At 47.7% G+C, this 10,657-nt stretch carries 11 protein-coding genes; 3 read left to right on the top strand and 8 right to left on the bottom strand.

Features of this window, described 5'->3' with window-relative positions:
- On the bottom strand, nt 1-2,280 hold a 2,280-nt coding region (locus tag ACIQZ3_RS10260), incomplete at its 3' end, for a filamentous hemagglutinin N-terminal domain-containing protein (RefSeq protein ID WP_397392818.1).
- A gap of 6 nt (nt 2,281-2,286) precedes the next feature.
- Nucleotides 2,287-3,924, bottom strand: coding sequence for a ShlB/FhaC/HecB family hemolysin secretion/activation protein (locus ACIQZ3_RS10255; RefSeq protein WP_397392816.1), 1,638 nt, complete (start codon nt 3,922-3,924; stop codon nt 2,287-2,289).
- Nucleotides 3,925-4,438: 514 nt separating this feature from the next.
- Here ACIQZ3_RS10255 and ACIQZ3_RS10250 point away from each other — a divergent pair.
- Complete coding sequence (locus ACIQZ3_RS10250) at nt 4,439-4,738, top strand: addiction module antidote protein (RefSeq protein WP_397392814.1); 300 nt, start codon at nt 4,439-4,441, stop codon at nt 4,736-4,738.
- 621 nt (nt 4,739-5,359) lie between these two features.
- Here the strand turns inward: ACIQZ3_RS10250 and ACIQZ3_RS10245 are convergent.
- From ACIQZ3_RS10245 to hmpA, 3 genes are all read right to left on the bottom strand, one after another.
- Nucleotides 5,360-5,506: an integrase core domain-containing protein gene (locus tag ACIQZ3_RS10245; protein ID WP_397392822.1), complete on the bottom strand. Its 147-nt coding sequence runs from the start codon at nt 5,504-5,506 to the stop codon at nt 5,360-5,362.
- A gap of 193 nt (nt 5,507-5,699) precedes the next feature.
- On the bottom strand, nt 5,700-5,789 hold the full coding sequence (locus tag ACIQZ3_RS10240; RefSeq protein WP_397392820.1) for a hexameric tyrosine-coordinated heme protein: 90 nt from the start codon (nt 5,787-5,789) through the stop codon (nt 5,700-5,702).
- A gap of 63 nt (nt 5,790-5,852) precedes the next feature.
- Nucleotides 5,853-7,022 (bottom strand): NO-inducible flavohemoprotein, encoded by a 1,170-nt coding sequence (hmpA, locus tag ACIQZ3_RS10235; protein WP_397392812.1) that lies wholly within the window; start codon nt 7,020-7,022, stop codon nt 5,853-5,855.
- 251 nt (nt 7,023-7,273) lie between these two features.
- Here hmpA and ACIQZ3_RS10230 point away from each other — a divergent pair, with 251 nt between their 5' ends.
- Together ACIQZ3_RS10230 and ACIQZ3_RS10225 are read left to right on the top strand one after the other, a co-directional pair.
- Complete coding sequence (locus tag ACIQZ3_RS10230) at nt 7,274-7,747, top strand: RrF2 family transcriptional regulator (protein WP_397392810.1); 474 nt, start codon at nt 7,274-7,276, stop codon at nt 7,745-7,747.
- Nucleotides 7,748-7,917: 170 nt separating this feature from the next.
- The gene (locus tag ACIQZ3_RS10225) at nt 7,918-8,316 is read left to right on the top strand and encodes a hypothetical protein (protein ID WP_397392808.1); all 399 of its coding nucleotides are present in this window, start codon (nt 7,918-7,920) and stop codon (nt 8,314-8,316) included.
- A 31-nt stretch (nt 8,317-8,347) separates the two neighbouring features.
- Here ACIQZ3_RS10225 and ACIQZ3_RS10220 read toward each other — a convergent pair whose 3' ends face one another.
- The 3 genes from ACIQZ3_RS10220 to ACIQZ3_RS10210 form a co-directional block, all read right to left on the bottom strand.
- On the bottom strand, nt 8,348-9,073 hold the full coding sequence (locus tag ACIQZ3_RS10220; protein ID WP_397392806.1) for a tyrosine-type recombinase/integrase: 726 nt from the start codon (nt 9,071-9,073) through the stop codon (nt 8,348-8,350).
- A gap of 88 nt (nt 9,074-9,161) precedes the next feature.
- Nucleotides 9,162-9,980: a TSUP family transporter gene (locus ACIQZ3_RS10215; protein ID WP_397392804.1), complete on the bottom strand. Its 819-nt coding sequence runs from the start codon at nt 9,978-9,980 to the stop codon at nt 9,162-9,164.
- Nucleotides 9,980-10,384 (bottom strand): hypothetical protein, encoded by a 405-nt coding sequence (locus ACIQZ3_RS10210; RefSeq protein WP_397392802.1) that lies wholly within the window; start codon nt 10,382-10,384, stop codon nt 9,980-9,982. Before ACIQZ3_RS10210 ends, ACIQZ3_RS10215 begins: the two co-directional genes overlap by 1 nt.
- Nucleotides 10,385-10,657 lie beyond the last annotated feature (273 nt).

The following is a 10,657-nucleotide window of genomic DNA, read 5'->3' as shown; positions in this document are numbered from 1 at the left end:
AGTAGCGCTGATCAGACCACCTTGGGCGTTCGATAATCCACCGTTATGAAGTGAGGCATTGCCAAGAGCTTGCAGCTTGCCGCCATCGTTGATGGTTTGGCCGCTGGTGGTGATCGTGAGATCGCCCGTGGTCGATGCAATCATTCCGGCTAGATTATTCAAAGTAGCCGCATTGATCGCAACCATATCCTTGGCGGCGACAAGACCTTGATCATTTGTCATGGAGCCGCTCGCACGGATATCTATCGTCGCCTGAGCATTGATGGTGCTGCCAGCATTATTCACGGCACCCGCATCAATCACACCATCGGTGCCCGCCAGAAACTGCGCGCCAGTTGCCTTGCCATTTGCTGCCAGCAAAATACTGTTATCAAATACTCCGCTAATGCGAGCATTGACATCCTTAGAGGCGCTTAAAACGCCACCCCGATTGTCCAAGCTAGCGGCACTAATCACCAAGGCACCGTTACTGGCAAGAGTACCGCCAGCATTGGTAAGCGCCTCAGCACTAGTGACGCTCATTTGCCCCGTGCCAAACAAGCGCATTGCGCCACCTGTGCTATCGATGCCATTGGCAACGATGCTGAGATTGTCGCCATTATTGCCAATGACACCATTACGGTTATTGAGGGTGCCTGGTAGCGCGATGCTCAAATCGCTATTGTCATTTTGCAATAAGGTGCCACCTTCATTGCTCAGAGAGCCCAGGTTTAAGGCAAGCTTACCTGCCGTCGTTTGCGCGCCATCGTTGATTAAACCCTGACCGATATGGTGCTTGGCATTCACTAGCAAAGTACCTGGGGTGCTCACGATGGCATTGGCCATATTGACACTGCCCGCACTGGCCGACATGGTCACATTTGAAGCGGTTGTTTGACTATCGGCTATATCAATAGTGGCCCCATTCAAGCTCAATTGGTCGCGAGCAACATTTTGACCATTTGCCCTAATGCGCTGATCTGCAGTAACTACCAAACTACCCAAGGCCTCGCCAGAGGCTCCGCCACTAGCAAGCTGGCCCGCCGCCAAACGGCTGCCCACGTCGCCAGCAACCGATTGCGCCTTAATACTAAGCTCGCCACCAGCACTGATTAATCCGCTGCTATTGTTTTCAGTACGAATATTACTCACCTGTCCACCACTGGTAATGCGCGTATTGCCAGTAGCTAGCAGTGCGCCAGTATTGGCCAAATCACTACTAGTTTGAATTTGCAAGGTACTAGCGCTATTGATCGCACCCGCATTGCGAAGCGAACCTGCGCTGCCAGTCGTGGCAATAGCTAAATTACCAGCACTTTGAATCTGCCCCGCATTTTGCAACCAACCGCTCTGCGAAAGCGTAAGCTCACCAGTGGAGCTAATTACTCCAGAGTTACTGACCCCCACGCCATTTTCGGTGCCAACCAAAAAGATCTTATTAGCATACATGCCTCCCAATAGCGCCACATCAATGGCCACTGGCGGCGCAGTTCCTACAGCCCCCGCAGCAGTATTACTGGCGACGGCACCATTAAAACCATAAGCCACTTGATTTATACCAGTAGTGACCGACAATTGATTGGCCCATACTCCCGCATTAACCTCCAGCGCACGACTAATGAGAGCGGTATAGTCGGCGCCGCCATTATTTAAACCAGCGCCACTGATACTAATCGTGCCGCCCTGCACATGAGAGCCCGCTAACGCTCCGTTGTTAGAAAATTGCAATTGCCCAGTGCTTAGAGTAACCCCGCCCGCATTGATAAAGCCGCTGCCATTGACTGCAATTCCTGAGGGATTCGCAATCACGACATCTGCCTTTTGACCGGCCACCTCAATGTAACCATTGAGCAAACTGGGGTTACTAGAAACCACCTGATTGACAATGACCTTGGCAGCCCCATTAGCCAACCAAGGGTTACCAGTCACCCACCCCGCCGTTTGCGTGGATGCATTATCGACACTGTTATTGAGAACCGCCCCATTAGCGGAGATATTGAACTGGCTGTAGTTATTGATCGACACGCCTGCCCCATTGGGGGTTTGGATATTGACCTGCGGCAAACCATTGGCAGTCGTTAGCACGGTTGCCTGGGTGTTGGTCGGAGCGCTAGGGTTGGCAACAATTTGCGCTAGCGCAGGACTGACCTGCATGCATGGCAAGGCAATGCAAAGCGCCAAGCTCAGCAAGCGCTTGGCCAAAGGGACTTGAGCGCGGCAAACCGAGACGTCTTGAGTGTTCGCAGGCCAAGCCAATGAAAACAAGTTAAACAAGGGGGGTGAGGTGTGATTGCGCTTCATTGCATCCTAAAGTGTTACTGTTAAATTGAACCCATAGACTTGATTGGGCGCATTAAAGAACTGTGGCTTAAAAACAGGCTGGGCGACAAATACGTCGTAACGAAATCGACCAAGCGCACCTCGCAAACCCAGGGCAGCCCCGGTGAGCGTTTGACCGACTAAATACTGACTATTTTGACCACTGACTTGCCCGTAATCGATTGCGCCGTAAACACTCAAATAATCCTGCCAAAGTAAGAGCGTTAAATCATTGCGCACCAGATAACCTCGACTGGCAGCCAATTGATTATTACCATCAAAACCGCGTACCGTGTACGGACCCCCAATAGCAAATTGATCTTGGGGCATGAGGGGTGTCCAGGCATTTTGCCAACGCCAACTGCCGCTGTACTGAAAAGAGGCGCCAAGTAAACCAAAAGGCAGGGTGGCGGACGCATCCATCTTGAGGATCTTCATTTGCGAGGTGGCAAGACCCAATGATTGACCTGGCGCTGGCTGCGACCCAAAAGCACCAGTGCCCTGTCGCCAAGTAATATTGGCATCCAGCGCGCCCAGACCAATATAACGATGCGCGCTCAGACTCCCCTCCCAACCACCCACTGCAGTGCTCTGTACGCGAACCTCGGTATTGTCAATATAGCTGTTGGTACTGCGACTAAACCCTTTAATGCCCGCCTCATATTTACTCTGCGAATCCCGAAATAGCACACGGGAAAGTTTGATCTCGTTAGCAGTACTTGTACCACTAAAAATGTAGTTTCTAGTGTTGCCGGCTACTGTTTGGTAGTAGCCATACACAGAACGATTGGCACTGATATTCCAATAACCATAAGGAACGGCGTAGTACACCGTATTGCCATCCGTACTCCGACCACCGGGATTTAGAAAATCCAAGCCATGGTTATATGTGGCATAAAAGAGATCATTTAAACCTAGAGGGTTATCCCAAGAGAGCGTTGCACTGCCTTGATCGCGACCCGTAGCATAGGTGCCAAAATTATTTGCGTTTAGCGTTAATCGAAATGGAAAATCTTGTTTGTAATCAATCAGTAGATCGGATTGCCCTGGAGCGGAATTCTGGCTTGCTGGCGCAATCCGGATATCTGCCTGCGCACTTAAAGGCCGCTTAAAGTTTTCTAAAGCTTGCTCAACATCCCGAATATTCAGCAAATCCCCGGGACCACTGGGCAAGGCATTAAACCAACGCGTTTGCACCGACTCCTCGTCGGGCCGAGCAAAGAGAACCTGCCCGATGCGCCCCGGAATGACTGTGAGCTCAAGGGTTCCGCTAGATAAATCTTGTGAGCCGACTAAAACGCGACTGGTGACATAACCAGAAGCAATGAGTGCATTTTGCGCACGCTGTTGCAAGATCGCGACACTAGATACCCCAAGACATCGTCCCTCTGGATAATCATCGCCCTGCGCACCACCAAGACTAACCGGCAAATCCACTAGCGTATGGGGAAACGCAAAGGATTGCGCCCCCACAAAATCGACTTTAGAAATTGAAAAGCAAGGTGATTCATTTTCCACAAGGCGCTCGTCTACAGTCGGCTGCTCCCGGGGTAGACGAAGGTTTTGACGTCCATCAAATTGCTCTTGCTCAACTCGCTGGCGCTCTTGCTCATTACGAAATTGCAAGCCCGGATCCAGCGACTGAGCAATGGTCCCATGGGAAATAAGCAGAACAAAGCCGACTCCAAGGACCCACAATAGCAAGCGCCCCAAGGGGCGCTGTATTAACGCCATCAGCGTGGCAGTAGAAGATTCAATCAAAATTAAGCACCAACAAAGAAACTGAAACAAAAAGCAAAACGCAAGGTGGCACCATAAAGAGTGGGGCATTTTCATGGAAACTCACTGGCAGTGGCGCTCTACTAACAGCGACTCACCCCCCCCCTAAAAATTAGCTTTGCAATTCTATATTGCAAGAAATTAAAAATACCAACTCACTAGGGTTAGTAATACCTGTCTATTGGGATAGCCATAGCAGAATTTATAAACAATTGCGGGTTGATGTAGGGGCGAGTTATCGGGCGTACCTCAAACAGATAGGACTTGAATTAGTTATTCTGCTGGCGGGTGACAATAAATCCACTCAGGACAAAGACATTAAGACGGCACTAGTAATTGCTAAGGCTTTGAAAAGGTAATGATGAAAACAAACAAGCTGCGTAAATGGGATAGTGCCAAGCACCTTCAGTCTGAGGAAGATGTAGCGCTCTACTTTGCCGCCTGCATAGATGAAGCTGGCGATGATGCGGCTTTTACTGCTAAGGCGCTAGGTAATATCGCCCGCGCCCGTGGCATGACCCAGCTAGCGAGAGACACCAATATTGGGCGAGAAAGTCTTTACAAGGCACTCTCAGGCGAAGGCAATCCCAGCTTTTCTACCATCCTCAAAGCAACCAAGGCTCTTGGGTTGAAGTTTGAAGACAGCCTCGCGCACTCTTAATCAATCATGCTTTTAGTGCCTCCTCGCCCTCACTCCAAAGCAAGCAGTAATCGACCATAAATAACCTGATAGCCTTTTAATCCCACAGGCTCAATCAGGCCATCAGCTCAAAGGCATCTACCTTTAAGTAAATATCAGCCATGACATGCGGGGAGGTACTCTCAAGAACCTCTTGACTATGATTTAGAAAAAAGGATTGCCAATCACTCCATTTTTCCTGCGCGCCTTTTGCAAAGTATCCCCTGCTATTTCTAGCGGGGGATGCCCAATAGTTAGCAAAGGGTGCATTTGTACGGATAATTTGAGTAGGATTTGAGGCTGCCTCTTTAGCGCCTCCATGACGCTAACCTCACATCCCAGCCTTAGTGCTGGGATTTTTTATGACTTGGCGCAATTGGTACTCAACACCTCAATCTGCCGCAGCAGGGAAACGATTTGCTCGGGTTTAAAGCGAATGCCATGTTTGGCCATATAAACACTCCTTTTTAAGTAAAAGATTATCAAAATCCCTCACCTGGAGTGGTGCCAAAAATCAACGCGGATCAGTGGACTGTAACCTAAAGAGTTATTAGATCTTACTTGGTTGCCCCTAAAGGGATTCCCTTTGGTCATTTGATCTTTCTATTGCCTGGTTAGAGCCTTGGCCTCTTCTAAGTTGCAGAATATTTCTCCATTAAGGGGTTCATCTCTTAAGGCGCCATTGAAGCTTTCACCAAAGCCAATCTCCCAAGCAGAGTCTGGTTCAATACATGCGGTTTGGACACCAATCTCTTTTGACCAATCCCGAAAGACTTGGGCTACGAACTCAGGACGTTGTCTGATTGAATATATTTAGATCCAATGCGCAGTGCACAGTGGATCACCAAGCAAACACTGGTGTATTCATCAATCATGGTGAGCATCCTCATTTTTCGCCCATAGCTAGCCCTGTGGGGCCTAGCATGATCAATACGTAATTGCTTTAATACACAGTATCGGATTGGTTTTTCTTTACCCCATGTCTACTCAAGGCAAGGGCCAGCGCAAAACCTTCTTGAGGGTTTGCGCTGATCGGAACAGGAGATTAAAGGTTGTTCATAATTTCTCCGTGCAGGTTGATGTAGTCTGCTCACGTTTAGTTCAGCTCCTCGGCGGGGCCAAAAAATTCAAAGTGCCGCCTCTCCACTGGGAATCCATGTTCAGCTAGTGCTTTGTTAATGCATTGCATAAATGGCTTAGGTCCAAGAAAATATGCCTCAGCATTCGGGGGTACCCACCTCTGAATCTGCTCAAGGTTAGGGCGGCCTGAGGCGAGGTCTTTGGTTGCGCCGTTTTCGTAAACCAAGAACAACTTAAAGCGCGGGTATTTACGTGCCCAGGTGTCGAGTATTCCTCTGAACGCCTGAACCTCTGGGTTGCGGGCGTAGTGAATAAATGTAACGTCACGATCACCTTGCTCTAATGCAGTTTCTGCCATAGCCAATGTGGGCGTAATGCCCACTCCACCACTTATCAGAACTAATGGAGCGGCACTAGGTTGAAGCACGAATTCTCCTGCAGGCGGAAAGACATCTAGCACAGCTTTTACCTCGAGCTGGTCGTGTAGGTAATTCGAAACCACTCCTTTGTGCTCACGCTTAACGCTGATTTGAAGGGTGCTACCATCAGCCTTTTTAGACAATGAATAATTGCGGCGCACCTCTTGGCCATCGACAAGGAGTTTGAGGCCCAGATACTGGCCCGATCTGAAGTTCAATACCGCACCTCCATCGACTGGTGCCAGCACAAAAGAAGTAATCTCAGGACTTTCTGCCCGTTTTTCAATAACAAAAAACTTGCGTGCACCCCGCCAGCCCCCTGGTGCAGACTCGATCTGATCGTATTGCTCACCCTCCGCCCCCATCAAAATGTTAGCAAGTTGCCAGTAGGCAGCGCCCCAAGCCTCAATCACCGCATCGGTTGCTATTTCTTTTCCTAGTACCTCGCGAATGGCGCGCAACAGGCATGAACCCACCATTGGGTAATGTTCTGGCTGAACTTGCAGCGAGACGTGCTTTTGAATGATTTGTGCTGGCAATTGGCCCAAAGCATCAAGATTGTCGATATGGCGTGCATATTGAAGCACTGCGTTGGCCAGTGCCCGGGGCTGTGTGCCAAGCTGCTGGTGTGCCTGGTTAAATAACGGACGAGATTCTGGGTGTTCGTCCAGCATGATCTTATAAAAGTGGGTGGTCAGCACCTCACCGCCGGTCTCCAGAAGGGGGACGGTAGCTTTAATGATCTCAGCTTGTTCAATCGTTAGCATTTTTTACTTTCTAAGTTAATTATGTGTTTTTCGCGTAGCAAGGCCCCTGTCAACCCCTCTCAAGTTGAGCTGCTAATACAGGGGCATAAAAGCCCTGATTAAAGTTGATATGCCGACCTCATTGATAACTTGAGATGGAAATTTTTCAGAAATTAACATCACAATACCCGCTAAATAATGTATCTTAGATGCAAGTTTAACAATTAATTTAATAACATGCAAATGAAATACATCTTTATTTTGGAGTCGCAGTGCGTCTAACACAATTCTCTGATTACGCGATTCGTGTAATGCTCTATCTTGCAGCACACACTGAGCGATTAAATTCGATCAGCGAGATTGCAGATGCCCATGAAATCTCTAGAAGTCACTTAATGAAAGTTGTTAGCAAGCTGGCAGCGCAAGGCTATATAGAGTCCGTGCAAGGTCGAAATGGCGGCATTCGCTTGGGTAACCCAGCCACGGAGATCAATATCGGACAACTTATTCGCCACACAGAGGGCCACATCAATCTCATTGAATGCTCTCAATGCAAACTGAATGGCGTTTGTAAACTTCCCGGACCGTTGGATTTGGCTCTTGCCGCATTCTATTTCGTGTTGGATAGCTACTCTTTGGCTGATGTTCAAGGCGCGCAAGAGGCTACAGTCTTGGCTCTGGCATTGACCGGTGGCGTACGGCCAGTGGCCCCCTCCGGTAATCCCCCCTTATTTAACCGAACCTAGAAGTAGGATTAATTAAGCAACCATGGCCAGACGCTGTTTCGGGATAATGACGCCCAATGCCATATTTGGCGTTGATGATTATCAAAATCTCTCACTTGGAGTAGCACCAAAAATCAACGCGGGTCAGCAGTTCACCATCCAAGCCACCCTCATTATGAAAGCTAGAAGTGATGATTCAACCCTCTAACCGAATCTCTATCGCCGATCATTTGGGGAAAAATAAAATCAATGAAGTGGTTATTGATTTTTATAGCCGAATCCAAAGGCACCATTCTTTAGCGGCCCCCTTCTCATCGGTACATGATTGGGTTACGCATGAAGAAAAAATTAGTGACTTTTGGTGGGTGGTTTTGGGTGGGCAACCACAAACCTCACATAGGTATGATCCCGTTGGCAAGCATTTTGCAGCAGGATTTAACGCAAGCCTTTTAGAGGACTGGAAACAGCTATTTAAAGAAGTTCTGCTCTCGCACCTTGATGAGCAAATGACTGAAAAATGGTTTTCTCGGGTTCAGATTATTGGCGACAATCTGCTGTCCCAAAATGAACGACTGAGCAATCGAAATTAAATTCAAATCTTGAACTATTGCCCCGATATTTTTACCGCCCAGCCTTGACCTTAAACGGGATTACATCAGCGCCCAAGACCTCTGCCGCAATAGCCCGTCCGTTTACCTTAAACCCGAGGAATGACTGTTCATCTATGAACTTAATCGAGATGGGAGCATAGCGAATAGCTCCGACGCTAAAGGGCTTGGCTCTGTCATCTTGATTCGGGAATGCATACTCAAACCCGCCAGTAATAGGCTTCATCTTTTCAAGCAGCTCAATAACTTGAATTAGCAACGGTACCAAGTGATCGCTACCTGAGAGCTTTTCCTGCTCCTCGCGTTTTAGGTCCGCACTACGAATAGTCCACAACCGATTGTCTAAGTTGATTTCACGCCAACGCATAGTGCGCACGTTCTTCGGTGTTTGGAAAAGGATTGGGGCGATCTGCAGCGCTGTCTTAATATCAGGTGAGCCCCCATATCCATCTATCGCCCGAAGTAGCTCACTGAACCGCTTAGGCTCAGTAATGGCCAGATGGTTCCCTTTAATGGCTTTCAGCAGTCTGCCTTTAATACCAATAGTTGCGCCTGGTATTCTATCTAGAGCTACTGTTTCATAAATCCGACTGATCACTGCCAAGGTTTTGTGCGCCGATTGAATCGCGCCTCTTTTGATCGTCCGATATATAAGCCCCATATCCAGATCAATCATGAGTTCCGGGGAAGTGACTTTAATTACCCCGCCAACAAATATCACCTGAAAAATTAGCCACAAGTCTTAAATTAATATTGAAATTAAGGGGTTGCTTTAAAAGGAAGAAGGGTTGAAGCGGAGCTAATGCAAAGCACTGTTCACAGGTAAATTACAAATGGGTCAGCACAAAAATATGCAGCGGATTGGATGGCATCAAGACCAACTTAATCGCTAAGGCACAACAAACAGTCACAATCATTGGTCGCACCATTCTAGAGCCGAAGCGCACTACAGCCCACGCACCTAACTGGGCGCCAAGAATTGATCCTATTGCCATGCTAATTGCTATAGGCCAAACAATTAATCCCTTTGTCAAAAATATAAGCAACGCTCCAATATTGCTAGACGCATTTGCTAGCTTCGTAAAACTTACCGCCCTAATAACAGGTAGCCCGCAAAGCAAAACGAAGCAAACCATATAAAAAGACCCGACACCGGGACCAAAGACACCATCATAAAATCCCAGTAATGGTGCTACCGAAAAGGAAAAAACTATAACTGAAATGGGTCGCCTAATCGTGTGACAACCAATCCACGGAGAAATAAAAAAATAAATTGCTACTAGCACCAAAAATATGGGGATGCACATCTCCAAGACCTGCTTATTAACATAACTTACGGAGAGGGCACCCATTAACCCGCCCAGGAATCCCAATAGGACGAGAAAGCGCCCCTCCCTCCACTCAATCATGGATTTGCGGGCAAAGGAAGCGGTGGCAGATATTGAACCCGCCGCCCCTTGAAGTTTGTTGGTTGCAATGGCAGTCATGGGATCCAAACCAGCCAACAATAGTGCGGGGATAGTAATTAATCCACCGCCACCAGCAATCGCATCAAAAAATCCGGCTATAAACGCCACAAAAAAAAGAATCAACTCCAAATCTAAAGCAGAAGCCACCCACCCGAATAGGGAATGCGTCTCCTCCATTATGAAAATCGCCCATGCATACGTGCAAGTCCAGCCTCAACTAGATTCAAAGCCCTACACATTTTTTCCCTATTCCCTTTGGAAATTGTTTTTGTTCGCGCACGAATATCTTCAATGATCAGGATGATTGATATCTCGTCCTCAAGCCCAGCAAAACATTTTCGCATCTCCTGATTATCAAATGCTCGAGAAAGATTATTGGCATCCACGAATACCCCATTTGAATCGAGACATTTAACCATCGAGTGATGATAGCGAGCCATCGCATTAAATATAAAACACCTATCAGATATGCCAGTCAAAAGGCCGGTGATTTGAATAAACCCAAGTCGACAAACAAGGTTCTTTGGCGATACAGCCCCAATAAAGGAGTTTATTGATAGCTTTTTCCAGTGAAATTGCAAGGATTAACCCTAAATTGATATTTTTGCTAAGCGCAATTTATAAACCAAGAAACCAAGATAGCGAACCTATCTATTGAGACAGGGCTACGAATTTCCAGTCAATTGTCACTTACAATTTATCGTTAACCAAGCAAACGAATAACCTTCCCTCGTTTTTCACCTGCAATCAGCGTGAGTCATCATGCTACCAGCATCTCCTTTCTTTTCGCTAACCAGTTCTGTAAAAATTGCCTAGGGGATTGATAGCCTAAGCTTGAGTGAAGACGTTTACGG

This window comes from Polynucleobacter sp. (assembly GCF_044342855.1).
Lineage (GTDB): Bacteria > Pseudomonadota > Gammaproteobacteria > Burkholderiales > Burkholderiaceae > Polynucleobacter.
The sequence above is the reverse complement of the archived record's forward strand: the minus strand, read 5'-3'. Positions and strand labels throughout refer to the sequence as shown.

Coding starts and splice junctions, on each gene's coding strand:
- ACIQZ3_RS10250 (WP_397392814.1), top strand. CDS start 4,439: ATGAAAACAAACAAGCTGCGTAAATGGGATAGTGCCAAGCACCTTCAG.
- hmpA (WP_397392812.1), bottom strand. CDS start 7,022: ATGCTAACGATTGAACAAGCTGAGATCATTAAAGCTACCGTCCCCCTT.
- ACIQZ3_RS10225 (WP_397392808.1), top strand. CDS start 7,918: ATGATTCAACCCTCTAACCGAATCTCTATCGCCGATCATTTGGGGAAA.
- ACIQZ3_RS10215 (WP_397392804.1), bottom strand. CDS start 9,980: ATGGAGGAGACGCATTCCCTATTCGGGTGGGTGGCTTCTGCTTTAGAT.